The organism is Methylobacterium sp. P1-11, assembly GCF_008329595.1.
GTDB lineage: Bacteria > Pseudomonadota > Alphaproteobacteria > Rhizobiales > Beijerinckiaceae > Methylobacterium.
On sequence record NZ_NPKS01000010.1, the window covers coordinates 39907 to 55491 of the forward strand.

12 protein-coding genes are annotated in these 15585 nt (G+C 70.3%); 4 read left to right on the forward strand and 8 right to left on the reverse strand.

What is annotated here, in order from left to right:
• The first annotated feature begins 306 nt into the window (after positions 1–306).
• Positions 307–648, forward strand: a complete 342-nt coding sequence (locus CIW48_RS12140) for an Hpt domain-containing protein (protein ID WP_149311008.1) — start codon at positions 307–309, stop codon at positions 646–648.
• 320 nt (positions 649–968) lie between these two features.
• Here CIW48_RS12140 and CIW48_RS12145 read toward each other — a convergent pair whose 3' ends face one another.
• The 7 genes from CIW48_RS12145 to CIW48_RS12175 all read right to left on the reverse strand — a co-directional run bounded on the left by CIW48_RS12145 (position 969) and on the right by CIW48_RS12175 (position 10350).
• Positions 969–2195 (reverse strand): PAS domain-containing sensor histidine kinase, encoded by a 1227-nt coding sequence (locus tag CIW48_RS12145; protein ID WP_149311009.1) that lies wholly within the window; start codon positions 2193–2195, stop codon positions 969–971.
• Positions 2196–2443: 248 nt separating this feature from the next.
• Positions 2444–4075, reverse strand: a complete 1632-nt coding sequence (locus CIW48_RS12150) for an AarF/UbiB family protein (protein WP_149311010.1) — start codon at positions 4073–4075, stop codon at positions 2444–2446.
• Positions 4076–4281: 206 nt separating this feature from the next.
• On the reverse strand, positions 4282–4983 hold the full coding sequence (locus CIW48_RS12155) for a substrate-binding domain-containing protein (RefSeq protein WP_149311011.1): 702 nt from the start codon (positions 4981–4983) through the stop codon (positions 4282–4284).
• Positions 4984–5294: 311 nt separating this feature from the next.
• On the reverse strand, positions 5295–6128 hold the full coding sequence (locus CIW48_RS12160) for an NAD(P)-dependent oxidoreductase (RefSeq protein ID WP_149311012.1): 834 nt from the start codon (positions 6126–6128) through the stop codon (positions 5295–5297).
• Between the two features lie 16 nt (positions 6129–6144).
• Positions 6145–7440, reverse strand: coding sequence for an MFS transporter (locus tag CIW48_RS12165; protein ID WP_149311013.1), 1296 nt, complete (start codon positions 7438–7440; stop codon positions 6145–6147).
• A gap of 156 nt (positions 7441–7596) precedes the next feature.
• Positions 7597–8661, reverse strand: coding sequence for a lactonase family protein (locus CIW48_RS12170; RefSeq protein WP_149311014.1), 1065 nt, complete (start codon positions 8659–8661; stop codon positions 7597–7599).
• A 381-nt stretch (positions 8662–9042) separates the two neighbouring features.
• The gene (locus CIW48_RS12175; RefSeq protein ID WP_091781012.1) at positions 9043–10350 is read right to left on the reverse strand and encodes an alpha-hydroxy acid oxidase; all 1308 of its coding nucleotides are present in this window, start codon (positions 10348–10350) and stop codon (positions 9043–9045) included.
• A 265-nt stretch (positions 10351–10615) separates the two neighbouring features.
• Here CIW48_RS12175 and CIW48_RS12180 point away from each other — a divergent pair, with 265 nt between their 5' ends.
• The 3 genes from CIW48_RS12180 (at position 10616) to CIW48_RS12190 (ending at position 13180) form a co-directional block, all read left to right on the forward strand.
• Positions 10616–11605 (forward strand): LacI family DNA-binding transcriptional regulator, encoded by a 990-nt coding sequence (locus CIW48_RS12180; protein WP_246695212.1) that lies wholly within the window; start codon positions 10616–10618, stop codon positions 11603–11605.
• Positions 11606–11707: 102 nt separating this feature from the next.
• Positions 11708–12379, forward strand: a complete 672-nt coding sequence (locus CIW48_RS12185) for an aspartate/glutamate racemase family protein (RefSeq protein WP_149311015.1) — start codon at positions 11708–11710, stop codon at positions 12377–12379.
• A 3-nt stretch (positions 12380–12382) separates the two neighbouring features.
• Complete coding sequence (locus CIW48_RS12190; protein WP_149311016.1) at positions 12383–13180, forward strand: TIM barrel protein; 798 nt, start codon at positions 12383–12385, stop codon at positions 13178–13180.
• 9 nt (positions 13181–13189) lie between these two features.
• Here the strand turns inward: CIW48_RS12190 and CIW48_RS12195 are convergent, their stop codons facing one another.
• On the reverse strand, positions 13190–15193 hold the full coding sequence (locus CIW48_RS12195) for a TonB-dependent siderophore receptor (RefSeq protein ID WP_149311017.1): 2004 nt from the start codon (positions 15191–15193) through the stop codon (positions 13190–13192).
• Positions 15194–15585: the final 392 nt, after the last annotated feature.

Sequence of the window (15585 nt, forward strand, 5' to 3'; positions counted from 1 at the left end):
GGTTCCGAGCGACAGAGGCGCATCGTCGCGAGGATGCGTGCCGGCTGCATCGGACGGGATAGGGTTCAGGGGCGGCTGAGCCGGGCAGAGCCGGGGAAAGGCGGGATGCGGCCAGCCGCACGCACGCGGGCGCCGGCCCATCCATGCGCCGCAGGCAATCCTGCACACAGCGCGGAACGGTCACGCTTCGTTGAAAGGCTGCTGTAGGCCGGTGTAAACGCTTCTGTGCAAACTTGGACGTTGGGCGGCGCCTCGGTTGCGTGCCTCGCACGGATCGCGTCGCGGATCCGCAATTGGAGACCGGCGGTGTCGCACTCCCTGGTGAACCGGGACGCGCTCGACGAACTCACGGCCGTGATCGGCACGGAAAAGCTCGTCCGCATCCTGGACCGGTTCGTCGTCAGTCTCACCACCGCCTTCGAGGGGGCGGATCGCGCCAACGACGATTACGGCCGCGAAGCGCATACGCTGGTCTCGATGTCGGGCATGCTCGGCTGTGCCGAGCTGTCCCGGGCCTGCCGCGGCCTCGAGGAATCCGCCAAGGCTGGCGTCGACCTGACGGGAACGCTGGTCGACCTCAGAACCCTGCGCGACCGGACGATCGCCGCCCTGCGGGCCCTTCAGGCGGAGACCCGCCGCAGCGTGTAGCGCCGCTCTCGCTCGGCGCCGGATCTGCCGCCGAACGGGGCGCACGTCCCCGTCTCTGCGGCGGGCTGCAGGGTTGGTGGGCGGACAATCCAGCGCCGTGCCGATCTTCATCTTTTGATCCGCGCCGTCATCCCCGGGGCGTCGCGGGCGGGCCTGGGATCGGGAACCGCTGCCGGTGCAGAGGCCGGTCGCGTCGGCCCGTCTGGGTGCCGGGCTCCGCTGCGCGGCGATGGAGTGAGACGGTGGCGATGCACCCACCGTAAAGCCCTGAGCGAGGCGTCGTGCCCGCATGGACGCGGCGCCGGACACGCGTGCGCGGGTCAGGCCGCCATCACCGTGTCGAGGGGCGCCTCGAAGGTCAGCACCGCGCCCTCGCGGGGATAGCTCATGTGGGCGGTCCCGCCGAAGCTGTGGGCGAGGCTGCGGGCGATCAGCCGGGTGCCGAAGCCCGTCCGGGTCGGCGGCGTGACCGGCGGCCCGCCGCTCTCCTCCCAGCGGAACCGGAGGGTCTGTCCGTTCTCCGCCTCGGCCACGTTCCAGGTGACGCAGACCCAACCCGCAGCCACCGACAGGGCGCCGTACTTGGCCGCGTTGGTGCCGAGCTCGTGCAGCATCAGCGCCAGGGTCATGCCGTGCCGCGGGCCCAGCGTCAGGTCGGGTCCGGCAATGCGGAAGCGGCCCGCGACGCCGTCGCCGTGGAGGGACACGGCCCCTTCGACCAGGCCGGTCAGGGACGCCCGGGCGAAGGAACCCTGCAGGAGCACGTCGTGGGCCTTGGCCAGGGCCAGCAGCCGCGCGGCCAGGGCCTCGCCGGCCGCCTCCAGCGACGGCGCGTTGCGCATGGTCTGCGCCGCGACGGCCTGGACCATGGCCATCGTGTTCTTCATCCGGTGGGCGAGTTCCTGCATCAGCAGCGTCTGGCGCGCCTCGGTCAGCTTCAGCTCGGTGATGTCGCGCGACACGGCCAGGATGCGCGCGGGCCGGTCCGGTGCCGCGCCGATCGGCGTGACCGCCACGTCCCACCACCGGATCGTCCCGCCGGTCTCCGACTGTGCCTGGAACCGGCTCGGTCGTCCGATCCGCGCCCCGTCGAGGGCCGCGGCCACGGCCGCCCGGTCCTCGGCGCGGGTCCAGGCGTCGATCCAGGGCCGCCCGATCGCCTCCGCCTCGTCCTCGGCGGCCGACAGGGCCGGGCCGTTGGCACTGGCGGTGATCAGGCACCCCTCGCCGTCCAGCAATTCGAGGTAATCGTTGGGGATCTGCGGCGGATTGAACGGGCCGACACGACCCGGCATGCGCGGGCGCGCCTCCGGGCCCGGCCCGGCCTGCTCGCAGGGCGCCTCGACCCGCTCGGTCGCCAGGCGTCCGGCCTCCACGCGGCTCGCGGCTTCGATGATGTGGCCGAGCCGCCGGCTCCGCTGCCGTTCCCGATCGGCCTGCGCGGTCGCCTGCGTGAGCAGGCCGCGCAGGCGGATATTCTCCGCCTCGAGCATCGCGACCCGGCGCTCCGCGCCGTCGATTCGCGGCCGTACGATGTCCGCTTCCATCGCCCGCCCCCACCTCGTCGTCCTCGCGGCGCGCCGCCGGAGGTCCAGCGATCGCCCGGTGCGGCGATGGGCGTCGGAGGCAGGGACGCACAGGCGGCTCAGACCGCTTCTGGTGCCGGTTCCCCGCCCGCAGCCGAGCGAATCGTTGACTGTGTCACGCTAGCATGACAGCCGGGATATTCAAACGAGGCCGGTATTGGGTCGCTGGTCAAAACTTATGTTGTTCGCCTGTGCGGGTGCGAAGACAGCTACTTGTTTCGCATCAGCAGCACGAGCCAGCCGATCCCCAGGATGAAGATAATCAATCCGATCGAGACGAAGACCGGCGTGCCGAGGTCGATCAGGCGGGGCGCGAGCTGGGTGGCGAAGGCCGCCACCACCAGGGCGACCGCCACCCGCGCGGCCGCGCGCTCGATGCCGCGGGTGACCTTGTCGAGGCCCTTCACCTCGATCTCGACGGTGACGCGGCCCTGCTTCAGCCGCACCAGCATCAGGTGGATCAGGGTCGGCAATTCCGAGGCGGCGCCGTAGAGGCCGACGCCCAGGGCCTCGGCCTTCTGCTTGAGGGCGGAGAGCGAGAACTGCGTCTGCATGCTCGCCCGGACCGTGGGACCTGCGGCGGCGAACAGGTCGAAGTTCGGGTCGAGATGGCGCATCACGCCGTCGGCGGTCACCAGCCCCTTGAACAGGATGGCGAGGTCGGTCGGCATGGCGAGGTCGTTCTCGCGGGCCATGTTCATGAAGTCGGTGAGCACGAGCCCGAGATTCAGCGGGATCGACGAGTGGCTCTCCACGAAGGACTGGGCCGAGACCTGGAGACGGGTCAGGTCCGGGTTGCTGGTGCCGGTCCAGTCGAGGAGCACGGCCATGAGGCCGTCGGCATCCTGCTTGAGCATGGCGCCGATCAGCACCAGGAGCTGCGAGCGCCGCCGCTGCGACAGCCGCCCGATGATGCCGAAATCGATGAAGCCGATCTTGTTGCCGGGCAGGGCCAGCATGTTGCCGGGATGCGGATCGGCGTGGAACACGCCCTCGATCAGCGCCATCTGCAGGAACGCGTCGGTGCCCTTCTGGGCCAGCAGCTTCTTGTCGATGCCTGCCGCGCGCAGGGCCGCCTCGTCGTTGGGCGGGATGCCGTGGATGAAGTCCTGCACCAGCACGCGCTCGGAGCAGTATTCCCAGTGAATCTTCGGGAAGACGATGTCGTCGCGGTCCTCGAAGATCTGGGCCAGCAGCTCGCAGTTGCGCGCCTCGTTGAGCAGGTCGAGCTCGCCGTTGAGTCCGTCGGCGAGGTGGCGCATCTGCTCCCGCGGCTGGTAGCGGGCCATGTCGGGCCACTCGTTCTCGACGATGCGGGCGCCGTGCGCCATCAGGCGCAGATCCGCCTCGATGATCTTGCGCAGGTTCGGCCGCAGCACCTTGACGATCACGTCCTCGCCCGAGTGCAGCCGCGCGCGGTAGACCTGGGCGATCGACGCCGAGGCGATCGGGTTGGTGTCGAACTCGGCGAAGATCTCCATGGGCGAGGCGCCGAGATCGAGTTCGAGCTGCGGGCCGATCTGCTCCCACGTCACCGGCACGACCTGGCTGTGGAGCTTCTGCAGCTCCTCGGTCCAGGCCGGCGACAGCAGGTCCGGCCGGCTGGCCAGGACCTGCCCGAACTTGATGAAGGTCGGCCCGAGCGCCTCGATCGCCCGGCGCAGACGCTCGGGCTCGGACAGGCGGGTGACGTCGAGCCGGGGCTGACGGCGCGGCAGCAGCGGCAGGTAGCGCAGGCCGAGGCGGTCCACGACGCGGGTGACGCCGAAGCCGATCAGGATCGTCGCGATCTCCGACAGCCTTTGGCGGTCGCGGGCGGCAACGAAGGCTGTCTTCAGCATGAGTGGAGCGATCCGGTCGGACGAGATTGGGTGTCCGGACAGCACGAGCATAAGGACTTTTTTGCGGTCGCGAAGCCCAGGAGGTCCGCGAGCGGGTCGACAATGCGGTCGCGGGCGCCGCCGGATGTTCGGCGTCGCGCCGCCCGCGGTGGCTTCGCGACGCGCGCAAAGGCGACGCGGATCCGGCGTCTCCGCCGGATTGGATTTCAGAATGCCGGCTCCAGCCCGCTCGCGCGGTACGCCGCAGCAGCCTCCGGCGTCGTCAGCCGGGCCAGGAACCGGGCGGCGCCGTCCCGATCCGTCGCGCCGCGCAGGATCGCGGCCGCGAAGGTCGTCACCTCCTGCACCGGCTCCGGGAACGGCCCGACCACCTCGATTCCGGGCACCACCATCAGCTCGCTGATCTGCTGGACGGCGATGTCCGCCTCGCCGGAGACGAGCTTTTCCGCGGTGAATCCCTGCGGGATGATGGTCGCCCGGGCGTTGACCGCCTCGGCGAGGCCGAGCCGCGGCAGCAGCCCGGCGAAGTAGATGCCGCTGGCGCCCGCACGGGAATAGGCCACGGAGCGCGCCTCCGTGAGGGTGCGCTTCAGCGCCTCGACGGTGGCGATGTCCGGATGCGGCGCCCCGGCCTTCACGGCGATGCCGTAGCGGGAGCGCACCGCGTCGACCCGGGTCTCCGGCTCGACGCGGCCCTCGGCGATCAGCCGGTCCATGGCGTCCGACAGGACCAGCGCCGCGTCGGCGGTCTCCCCCTCGGCGAGAGCCTTCATGATCACGGTGGTCGGCGCCCAGTGGATTGCCGCCCGGCCACCCGCGGCCTCGAAGGCCGGGATCACATGCGCATCGAAGGCGCCGCGCACCACGAGGGCGCATTTCAGCCGCGTCGGGTTTTGCTCGTCTGCCATGGTGTGTCCCATCTCGGTGTCCGACGCGCCCTCAGGCCACGCGCCGATGTGTTGGGTGGTTCGACTCGGCCTCGAACCCCGACCGCAGGACCCGCACCGTCGTTCCCGGAGCGACGCGGGCGAGGCCGGAAACCAGAATTCCGGCGGTCGCCTGCGCCGGCTTAACGGCGGCCCTCGATCCCGGGCACTGCTGCGCGGCTCGGGGATGACGGGCGAGGCGACTCGGGGCGATCCGGTCCTGCTGGGTGAGGCTGCCAGGTGAGGCTGCCAGGTGAGGCTGCCAGGTGAGGCTGCCAGGTGAGGCTGCCAGATCAGGCTGCGCCGGTATCCCGCCGCGAATAATCGATCGCCGTGAAGCCGCCGCCCTGATAGCGCTCGACCACCGGATTGCCGCTGGTCTTGCCCTCCAGGGCCGCGGCGTAGGAATCCGCGCTGTCCTGCGGCGCCCAGCCGATCACGGCGCGCCCGTCGTGCCGCCACCACGTCATGCGGCTGTTGTTCGAGGCGGCCCAGATCACCACCGACCCGGCCGGGCCGAGATTCGGCGCCAGGGTGGCGCGGGTGATCAGCCGGCTCAGGTCGGCGAAGGACAACCAGGTCGCCAGCATCCGCGCATCGGTCGGCTCCGGGAAGCACGAGCCGATCCGCAGGAACACGCTCTCGACCCCGTGCTTGTCGCGGTAGAGCCCGCCCATCAATTCGCCGTAGGCCTTGGACAGGCCGTAATAGCCGTCCGGCGCGAGGCTGCACGTGTCGTCCAGGATCTCGGACCGCGTGTGGAACCCGACGGCGTGGTTCGAGGAGGCGAAGATCATCCGCGCCCCCTCGCGGCGGGCCGCCTCGTAGGCGTGGTAGAGGCCGCGGATATTGGGGCCGATCACGGTCTCGAACGGGTGCTCCACCGAAATCCCGCCGAAATGGAGGATCGTGCCGCAGCCCTCCGCCAACCGCAGGATCGCCGGCCCGTCCTCCAGGTCCGCGAGCTGGAAGCGCGCGCCCTCCGGCAACGGGTCGGGGAAGGGGACGCGGTCGGTGAGCCGGAGGGGCCAGCCCTGTTCGCCCAGCGCGCGGGTGAGCACGCGCCCGAGGGCTCCCGACGCTCCGGTGAGGAGGACGGGCTTCTGCGGAACGGTCTCGGCGCTCATGGGTGCTGCTCCTGAGTCAGACGGCCTTGGCCGCAGTGAGGGGGCTGGCTTCCGCCGGATTGCGCGGCCGCCGCACGAAGATCGCCATGGCGACGACGCCGGCAGCCGCGATCAGGGCGGCGATCACGAAGGCGCTGGCGTAGCCGCCGAGATACTGCACCGCCAAGCCCGTGGCGGTCGGTCCGATGATCCCTGAGATGTTGCTCAGGAGGTGGATGAAGCCGCTGACCCCGCCGACCCGCGCCTCGGGCACGAGCTCGTGGATCGTCGCCCAGCAGGATTGCACGGAACTCGTCAGCATCAGCACGGCGAGCGCGATGAGCGAGACCGCCATGGCGGTGCTGGTCGCGGCGTTGACCGCGATCAGGGCGACGCCCGCGATGGCGAGCGGCACGATCGTGGTGATCTTCCGCGCGGCGAGCTTGTCGTCCATGCGCTTGTAGACGAGATCGGCCACGATGCCCCCGCCGACATAGCCGACGAAGCCGCAGGCCCAGGGGATCGAGGCGACCAGAGCCATCTCCTTCACCGGCATGTGCAGGGCGTCGGTGAGGTAGCTCGGGAGCCACGAGAGGAAGATGTAGAGCGTGTAGTTCACCGCGAACATGCCGAGGCCGAGCGACAGGGTGCTCGGCAGGAACAGGTATTCCTTCAGCGAGCGCGCGTGGTCGGACGGCGCGAGGTGAGTGACGGCCCGGCTGCGCTCGACGAGGGCGATCTCCGCCGGGTCGACCCGGGGATTGTCCTGCGGGCGGTCGGTCATCAGGAGGCGCCACGCCACGACCCAGAGCAGCCCGATGGCGCCGATGGCGACGAAGGCCACGCGCCAGCCGTACTGGATCGCCAGCAGCCCGACCACGGGGGCCGCAATGGCGCTGCCGACCGTCTGGCCCGAGAAGGTGAAGCCGATGGTCCGGGCGGTCTCCTCGCGGGGGAACCACGTGGTGATGGTGCGGTTCGTGGTCGAGTTCATCGGCCCCTCGGCGAAGCCGAACAGGGCGCGGACGATGAACATCTGGGCGAAGCCGGTCACCGCGCCCGTGAGCATGCACAGGATCGACCATGAGGCGGCGGCCCAGGTGTAGACGCTGCGCGGCCCGTAGCGATCGGCGAGCTGACCGCCCACGAAGGCGAACAATGCGTAGCCGAAGAAGAACGTGCTGAAGATCACCCCAAGCTCGGAGGGCGACAGATTCAGGTCCTGCTTGACGAACGGCGCCGCGACGCCGAGGGCGGCGCGGTCCATGTAGTTGATGATCCCGGCGATGAACAGCAGGGACGCGATGACGAACCTGTAGCGCTTGGCGAACATGGCGTTTCCTCCAGGTGGTTTACGGTTTTTCTGATTTCTTGTTTGTTTTTATGGGTCGAAAGCCGTCCCGCTTCCCTCTCTCCTCTCTGCGGCGGGTGAGGGCGCGTCGGAGAGCGGGGCAGCCGCGCATTGCCCGGTCACACGGCGACGTGCCTCCTACAGAAACGCGATGGTGCAGGGGCTGAGGCTGGGGCGTGAGCCCGTTTGGGTGAGGTCTCCGCTCGCGGGATCGATGGCGAATTCGACGAGGCTGTCGCCCTGCTCGTTGGCGACGAGGAGGTGCCTCCCGCCCGGCGCGAGCGTCATGAAGCGCGGGTCGCGGCCACCGGCCGGCGTCCAGCCGGCGGGATCGAGCCGCCCGGCTTCCGCCACGACGCGGAACCGCGCGATTCCGTCCTGACCGCGGTTCGACGCGTAGACGAACCGGCCGTCCGGCGTGACCACGATGGCCGCGGCCGTGCTCGCGCCGAAGAAGTCGGGCGGCAGCGTCGGGGCGAGGTGCAGGGGTGTCAGCGTGCCGGTTTCCCCGTCCCAGCGGCAGGAGGCGACGCTCGAGTCCAGTTCGTTGACCAGGAAGGCGAGGGGCCGGTTCGGATGGAACGCGATATGGCGCGGTCCGGCGCCCGGGCGCATCGCGGTCTCGGAGGCGATGGCGAGCCGCTCACCCTCGAGCCGCAGGACGAAGACCCGATCCAGGCCCTTGTCGGGCACGATCGCGTGGCGACCGTCCGGCGCCAGAACCACATGGTGCGGGTGGGCGCAGGCCTGCTCGGTCCGGTGCGGGCCGGGCTCGCCCGGAAGCGGCAGGACATGGCGTGCGGCCTCCAACCCGCCATCGCCGCGCACCGGCAGCAGGGCGACCGAGCCGCTGGCATAATTGGCGACGATCAGGGCGCGGCCGCTCGGATCGAGGGCCAGATGCACGCTGTTGGTGCCGCCGGTGGCCGCCGCGCCGAGGGCGCGCAGGCTGCCGTCCGCCGCCGCCGCGAAGGCGCTCGCGGCCTCGCCGTCACCCTGGACCGTGTAGAGGATGGCGTGCCCGGGATCGGTGACCAGGAAGGACGGGTTCGTCAGCCCCTCGACCCGGCCGAGATGCGTCCAGTCGGCGAGGCTGCTACCGGTCCGGTAGATGTCGATGCCCCGGCCGCGGGCCCGGCGCCGCTCCGTCGTGAAGCAGCCCACGAAGGCGAGGCCCAGAGGGGCTGGCACGGCATCGGTCATGCGGCGTGTCCGGTTGGAGGAGCGGGGTGCTGTGAGGCGCGCGCCGTCCTTGCGGGTGGCGCGCAGCCCCTGGTCGCTTCGCTGCGCTCGCAAGGACGGGAGCGCGGCCCTGGCAGCCCGCCGGAGCGACGGCGCCGACATGCCCGCTTCCCGAGGATGACAGCCTTTCCGTCATCCCACGGCTCCGCAGCGGAGCCCGGGACACAGACACGCGGAAGCGCCGGGGCAGGGCGCCGACGGCGGGGGCGGGGCGTCCACCTCCGGCATGCCCCTTCGGGCTCGCGCCCGCCTGCGGCGCCCCCGAATGGCGGATGGCCCGAATGGTCCGCCGCGGTGACGGTCGCTGGGGAGACGATCATGTGCAATCCTCCCCCCCTCGGCTCAAGTCCGCCGCGGGATGCGGCGGAGGAAATCGGGGTTCAGCTCCGACAGGCGGTTCACGCCGATCAGCGCCATGTCGCGGTTGAGCTCCTCCTTGAGGATCCGCATGGCGAGTTCGACCCCCGCCACCCCGCCCAGCGCGGCGGCGAACATGAAGGGCCGGCCGAGCAGGACGAAGTCGGCGCCGAGCGCGAGCGCCTTCATCACGTCGGTGCCCCGGCGGATGCCGCTATCGACGATGATCTTCAGGCCGCCCTTGCGGGCGGCGATCTCCGGCAGCACGTCCAGCGGCGCGATGGCGTAATCGAGCTGGCGCCCGCCATGGGTCGACAGGATCACGCCGTCGGCGCCGCATGCGCGGGCGATCTCCACATCCTCCGGCGCCAGGAGCCCCTTCACCAGCAGGTTGCCGGACCAGCGTTTGCGGATCGCCTCCAGGTTCTTCCACGAGAGCTGGTCGCGGGCGATGGTGTTGCGCACCGCGCCCTGCGACATCATCGGCGGCCCGCGCTCGGCCTCGGTGTTCTCGAAATGCGGCGCCCCGTGCTTGAGGAAGGTCCGGGCGACGGTGCCCAGCAGCCAGCGCGGGTGGGTCGCGCTCTGCCACGCGACTTTGGGCGTGACCTTGATCGGCATGGAAAAGCCGCTGCGGGTATTGTGCTCCCGGTTGCCCAGCGTCGGCGTGTCGGCGGTGACCACGAGGGTCCGGTAGCCGGTGGCCGCGACCCGGTCGAGCAGGCGATCGATCCGGTTCTGATCGCCCGGCAGGTAGCCCTGGAACCAGGCCTGCGGGTTCTGGGCGTGGACATCCTCCAGCCTGATCAGCGACGAGGCGCTCAGGCACATCGGCAGGTTCATCCGCCGCGCCGCCTCGGCCAGGACGAGGTCGCCCCGGTAGGCGATGAAGGCGGCCCCGCCGAGCGGACCGATCCCGAAGGGCGCCGCGTAGGTCTGGCCGAACAGCGTCGTGGCGGTGTCGCGCGCCGAGGTGTCCCGCATCAGCCGCGGCAGCAGGGCGTAATCGGCATAGGCGCCGCGGCTCTGCGCCAGCGCCGAGCCGGTCTCGACCCCGCCCGCCACGTATTGAAAGATCATCGGCGGCAGGAGTTTGCGCGCGTGCCGCTCGAAATCGTCGAGGGCCAGCAGGTCGCGGAACCGGTAGGGCGTGACCGCGTCGCTGCGCTTCAGGCTGGTCACGATGGCCTGCGGGGCGGCGATGCCCGCCGCGGTCGAATCGGCTCCGCCGACCGTCGGCGCCGTGCGCTCGGGCGCTCCCAACCCCGAGGCCGGCCGGTCGAGCGTCGCCATCGGATCCTCCTGCGGGCCGCCCAAGCGGGTCGCTTCTTGAAAGCGCTTTCAGATAGCCAGGGGACGGGAGGGGTGTCAATATACTGCCGGTTCGGCAGACCGGCTGCCGCGCGTCGCGCATCGCCGCACTGCGGATGTGCCGTGAATGTGGGATGATGCGCATCGCGATGAACGTCGATGCAGGGTGAGGGGGCGGCCGATTTCGACACTGGAACTGACCGGGGATTTGCCGGGAGAGATCCTCGACCCGCCATCCCGAGGGCCGGTGGCGCGGGATGTCGCCCGCCGCGCCGGCGTCTCGACCGCCACCGTCTCGCGGGTGCTCAACGGCTTCGCCGGTGTCCGGGCCGACAAGCGCGAGGCCGTGATCCGGGCTGCGCAGGATCTCGGCTTCGTCGCCAACGGGGCGGCTCGCGCGCTCTCGACGCGCCGCTTCATGGCGGTCGGCGCGGTCGTGCCCAACATTGAGAACGAGGCTTTCGTGCGCGTCCTGTCGAGCTTCCAGGAGCGGCTGCGGCAGGCGGGCTACACCCTGGTCGCGGCCAATGCCGGCTACGACCTGGAGGATGAGCTTCGGGAGGCCACCTTCCTGCTTGAGCGCGGTGTCGACGGGCTGATGCTGGTCGGCGACATCCACCACCCGGACCTCCATGCCCGGATCGCCCGCGCCGGAATTCCGGTGGTCCAGACCTTCAGCCTGTCCCGCGAGCGCCCTTGCGTCGGCTTCGACAACGCCGCCTCGGCGGCCCGCGCGGCCAACTACCTGATGGATCTCGGTCATCGGCGGATCGGGGTGATCTCGGGCCTGCGCAAGGACAACGACCGCGGCGGCGCCCGGGTGACGGGCATCGCGGCGGCGCTCGCGGCCCGCGGCCTGCGGCTCGCCCCGCAGCACGACATCGAGATCTCCTACGGGATCGGCGGGGGACGCGATGGATTCCGCCAGATGCTGGCCGGCGGGCCGCCGCCGACCGCGATCATCTGCGGCACCGACCAGATCGCCTTCGGGGCGATGATCGAGGCCCGCGCCCGGGGGCTGTCCATCCCGGGAGACCTGTCGGTCATCGGCCACAACGATTCGGACTTCGCGCCCTTCCTGGACCCGCCGCTGACGACGATCCGCATCCACTCCGTCGAGATCGGCCACGCCGCCGGCGACCACCTCATCGCCCGGATCCAGGGCCGGCCGATGGTCCGCCTCACCGAGATCGACGCCGAGCTGATCCTGCGCGCCAGCACGGCGCCGCCGCGCTAGGCCTCGGTCACAGCCTGCGCTATCTTGCTCCTTGCCTGAAATCGCTTACAAGTTGATGACCTGTGTCGGTCCGTGGCCGGCGCGCCTAACCCGAGACCGAGCATGGCTCCCCGCATCGTCCTTTTGCACGCGACGCCGGTCGCCATGGCGCCGATCCAGGCGGCCTTCGCCGAGTGCTGGCCGGAAGCCGAGACCGTCAACCTGCTCGATGACGGCCTGTCTCTCGACCGTGCGAAGGAGCCGGGCGAGATTTCAGAGGGGATGATCGATCGCTTCGTGCGATTCGGCCGCTACGGCCACGACATGGGCGCCGACGGCATCCTGATCACCTGCTCGGCTTTCGGGCCGGCCATCGACCGGCTGATCGAGACCGTGCCGGTGCCCGTGCTCAAGCCCAACGAGGCGATGTTCCGCGCGGCGATCGCGCAGGGCGCGCGCATCGGCATGCTGGCGACCTTCGGCCCCTCGGTCGGCACGATGACGGACGAGTTTGAGGAGTTCGTCGGCCAGTCGGGGCGCCCGGCGACCCTCCGGACGATCCTCGTGGACGACGCCATGGCGCGCCTGCGGGCGGGCGACGCCGAAACCCACAATCGCCTGATCGCGGAGCGTGCGCCGGAACTCGCCGATTGCGACGCGATCATGCTGGCGCATTTCTCCACCTCCCGGGCCGCCGAGGCTGTGCGAAAGGCGGTGTCCATCTCAGTCCTGACCGCGCCCCACGCGGCGGTGGACCGAATGCGGGCGATGATCGAGACCGGCAGGAGCGCCTGACCCATGAAGCTCGGTGCTTTCAACGATCGTCTCAGCGGCCATTGCGGCTTCCTGTTCACGGAGCTGCCGCTGGCCGAGCGCTTCGCGGCGGCGGCCCGGGCCGGGTTCCGCGCCGTCGAGCATCCGAATCTGTTCGCGACGCCGGCCCGGGAGGTCGCGGGCTGGCTGGAGCGGGCGGGCGTGCCGCTGGTCCAGACTGGCTTCCCGGCCGGCGACGCCGCCAAGGGCGAGAAGGGTTTCGCGGCGCTGCCCGACCGGGTCGACTACTATCGCTCCACCATCGAGCCGACTCTGGACTACGTCGCGCAGCTCGGCTGCCGGATGGTCCACCCGATGGCGGGCGTCCGGCCCGCTGGGGTCGAGCGGGCGCGGCTCTGGGACACCTACCTCGACAACCTCGCCTTCGCGGCCGACGCCACCAAGGCGCGCGGCATGACGGTGATCGTCGAGCCGATCGGCCCCGGCTCGATTGCCGACTACGTGATCGACGACCCGCTGGTGGCGGTTGAGGCAATTCGTGCGATCGGCCGCGACAACGTCAAGCTGCTGTTCGACGCCTATCACTGCGTGTGTCTCGGCCACGATCCGGCGGAGCTGATCCGGGCGCACGCGCCGCTGATCGCCCATGTCCAGATCGCCGACGATCCCGGGCGGCACGAGCCCGGGACCGGCACGATCGCCTTCGACCCGATCTTCGCCGCACTGGAGGAGGTCGGCTATTCCGGGTTCGTGGGCTGCGAGTACCATCCCGCCGCCGGCACCGAGGCGGGGCTCGGCTGGATGCGGGCGGCCTCGGCCTAGCGCCGGGCGTCAGAACCGGGCGGCGACGCCGCCGATGATCGTGCGGGGCTGCCCTGGCGTCGCGTAGCGGTTCTGGAACGCGCGGTCGTAGAACGATGCGTCGAACACGTTGTCGACGTTCAGGTAGATCCGCACGCCCGGCGCGATCTGATAGTACGAGATCAGGTTGACCAGCGTGTATTGCGGCAGGTTGAAGGTCGTGAGCGCCGTCCCCGCAACGCGCCGGCCGACGAAGTCGAGGCCGCCGCCCAAGCCGAGCCCCTTGAGCTCGCCGCTCTGGAACTCGTAGACGGTCTGCAACGCGAGGCTGTTGGCGGGCACGTTGGCGATGCGCGTGCCGACCGGCAGGGTGTTGTCGCGGGCGACGGCCGCGTCGACATGCGTGTACGTCCCGATCACCCGCCAGCCCGGGGCCAGGTAGCCGGCGGCCGTCAGGTCGAAGCCGCGGCTGCGGACCGTGCCGGTGGCGACGCTGAAATTCGAGTCGACCGGATCGGTGCTCAGGACGTTGGAGCGCCGGATCTCGAACAGGGCGGCGGTGGCATCGAGGCGGCCGTCGAGGAGGCTGACCTTCGCGCCGGCCTCGTAGCCCTCGCCCTCCTCGAACGCGAAGGGCCGGCCGCTGCGATCCGTGCCGGTATTGGGCCGGAAGGAGCGCGCGTAGTTGCCGTAGACCGCGACCGTGTCGGTCAGGTCGTAGAGCAGGCCGAAGCGCGGCGTGGCGGCTGTCCCCTGCAGGCTTGTGGTCCCCTTCGTCAGGTTGTTCGTGGAGACCAGTCCCAGATCCTCGACGCGGACACCCACCAGGGCGTGAAGGCGGGGCGTGATGTCGATCTGGTCCTGCACGTAGCCGGCATAGCTCTGCGTCTTCTGCAGGAAGTTCGTGACCCGCGCCGTGATCGGCGGCAGCGGCTGGCCGTAACGGGGCGCGAGCAGGTCGAGGAGGAACGGGTTCGTCGCCACGTTCGAGCGGTTGAACACCTCGCGATAGCGGTAGCTGTCGTATTCCAGCCCGAGCAGGAGCGTGTGGCGGAACGGGCCGGTCTCGAACTTGCCCGCGAGGTTCACCTGCAGGTCGAGGTCGGACCACGTCAGGTCTCGCCATTCCAGGGTTCGCCGCTGGGTCCGCCCGTCCGGCAGCAGGCCGATGGCGCCGACCCCATAGCCCGACAGGTTCCCGCCAAGCACCTGGGCGCCGGCATTCAGCACCCAATCCTGGTCGAACCGGTGCTCGACGCGCAACTGGCCGAGGGCGTTGTCGACATGGGCCGGCGGCAGGCCCGGCTCTCCGATGAAGCGGCTGCGGGGCAGCGCGCGCACGTTGCCCCCCAACGGGGCGATGCCGCGGTCGAAGGTCTGCGCCGTGCTGATGAAGTCACCCTCCAGGGTGATGGTCGTGTCCGCATTCGGCTTCCAGGCGATGACAGGAGCGAGCGCGTAGCGGTCGCTGGTGACGAAGTCCCAAAAGCTGCCGTTGTCCTCGACGGCGCCGGTGACGCGCGCCAGCACCTGCCCGCTTTCGTCGAGGGCGCCCGTGGCGTCGAAGGTGCTCCGCTTGGCGCCGAAGCTGCCGTACTGCGTGCCGATCGTGAGGGAGCGCTCCGCGAGGGGCTGCTTGGTCACGATGTTGAAGGTGCCGCCGGGGTCGCCGCGCCCGTACAGGAAGGCCGACGGGCCCTTGAGCACCTCGATGCGCTCAATGGAGACGATGTCTGGGCTGTTCGGATAGCCGCGATTGATCGGAAATCCGTTGCGGTAATACTCGCCGGTGGCCACGCCGCGGATCGTGAACTCGGTCAGGCCGAGGCCGCCGAAATTGTTGCCGCGGCCGACTCCCGCGAGGTCGAGGGCGGTATCGATCCGCGTGGCCGCCGCGTCTTCCAGCACCTCCTGCGGCACCGCCACGATGGTCTGGGGCACCTCGCGCACGGGCGTGTCGGTCCGCGTGGCGCTCACTGCCCGCGTGGCCCGGTAGCCGTCGACGCGCGCCGTCCCGACGCCGGTCCCGGCCACCGAGAGTTCCTCGAGTTGCACCTCCTGGGCACTGTCAGCGGCAAGTTGTGCCCAGCCTGAGGTGGGGAGGAATGCCGGAGCGAGGAAGAGAGAGAGCTTGGCTGCGCGCCCGGAAACGCCGCGCGCTGCCTGCGTGCAAGACCTTGCACAGTTACGCCTTACCACGATGTCGACCAATCCGTTTCGAGTGGCGCCAGATACGGTTTGGAAACATTCACGGTCAAGCTTGCTGGCGGAAAGTCTCTCAAGGCTAGATTTTGAATAACTACAATCTGGGTGGGATCGACGGTGCGGTTGCGCCGGGTGCGCACCAGGCCGCCTTCGTCGCCGGTTCGGTCAGAGGGGGCCGCTGCGGCGGCCGGGCTCTGGACATGCCGAACCGCAGGGCACTT

Excerpts from the sequence above, each read along its gene's own strand:
- CIW48_RS12145 (WP_149311009.1), bottom strand. The coding sequence starts at position 2,195 with ATGGAAGCGGACATCGTACGGCCGCGAATCGACGGCGCGGAGCGCCGG.
- CIW48_RS12150 (WP_149311010.1), bottom strand. The coding sequence starts at position 4,075 with ATGCTGAAGACAGCCTTCGTTGCCGCCCGCGACCGCCAAAGGCTGTCG.
- CIW48_RS12155 (WP_149311011.1), bottom strand. The coding sequence starts at position 4,983 with ATGGCAGACGAGCAAAACCCGACGCGGCTGAAATGCGCCCTCGTGGTG.
- CIW48_RS12160 (WP_149311012.1), bottom strand. The coding sequence starts at position 6,128 with ATGAGCGCCGAGACCGTTCCGCAGAAGCCCGTCCTCCTCACCGGAGCG.
- CIW48_RS12165 (WP_149311013.1), bottom strand. The coding sequence starts at position 7,440 with ATGTTCGCCAAGCGCTACAGGTTCGTCATCGCGTCCCTGCTGTTCATC.
- CIW48_RS12170 (WP_149311014.1), bottom strand. The coding sequence starts at position 8,661 with ATGACCGATGCCGTGCCAGCCCCTCTGGGCCTCGCCTTCGTGGGCTGC.
- CIW48_RS12175 (WP_091781012.1), bottom strand. The coding sequence starts at position 10,350 with ATGGCGACGCTCGACCGGCCGGCCTCGGGGTTGGGAGCGCCCGAGCGC.
- CIW48_RS12185 (WP_149311015.1), top strand. The coding sequence starts at position 11,708 with ATGGCTCCCCGCATCGTCCTTTTGCACGCGACGCCGGTCGCCATGGCG.
- CIW48_RS12190 (WP_149311016.1), top strand. The coding sequence starts at position 12,383 with ATGAAGCTCGGTGCTTTCAACGATCGTCTCAGCGGCCATTGCGGCTTC.